We start from the raw sequence: 548 nt of genomic DNA, 5'->3' as shown, positions 1-548 counted from the left end.
CTGGCTCGCAGGATGCCGCCGACTGCACCGACGCTACGAGCGCAAAGCCGAGCACTTCCTGGCCTTCACCAGCATCGCCTGCACCCTCATCTGCTATCGCCGACTCACCAAATGAGATGGCGTCTTAAGACGATGCTGGCACCCCCACCATGAAGCGCTCCGCGCTCACCGAGCCACCAACGAGCACGATCGCCACCCGGACCTGGCCCGACCGGGCTACCGCTCGCGCCGAGGTCTTCAACTTCATCGAGACCTTCTACAATCCCCACCGCCTGCGCAAGCACAAGATCTTGGGCTACCTCACCCCAGCCGAGACCAGGCAGCGACAACAGCACGCCCTCGCCGCATAACCATCGAGTGTCCAAGATCACGGGGAAAGTTCGCTCCGGGCCCCAGCCGTTCTCGTGGACAACGTCTCGCCCTAGGGTCTGTTGCGAAAGTGGATCTTGTTCGTTGATGATCACGTCCTGTGGGACGTGGGGATCTGACGAACGGCCAGTGGGCCCGGCTTGAGCCTTTGCTGCCGACGGGCATCAAGCCGGGTCGGC

General features: G+C 63.1%; 2 pseudogenes. Both read left to right on the top strand.

From position 1 onward, the window contains the following. A pseudogene (locus KBY47_RS36245) lies at positions 1–115 on the top strand (IS5/IS1182 family transposase); the annotation flags it as partial. Between the two features lie 97 nt (positions 116–212). Then, positions 213–350: pseudogene (locus KBY47_RS36240) on the top strand (IS3 family transposase); the annotation flags it as partial. Positions 351–548 lie beyond the last annotated feature (198 nt).

Source organism: Streptomyces sp. B93 (assembly GCF_018070565.1).
Classification (GTDB): Bacteria; Actinomycetota; Actinomycetes; order Streptomycetales; family Streptomycetaceae; genus Streptomyces.
The sequence above is the reverse complement of the archived record's forward strand: the minus strand, read 5'-3'. Positions and strand labels throughout refer to the sequence as shown.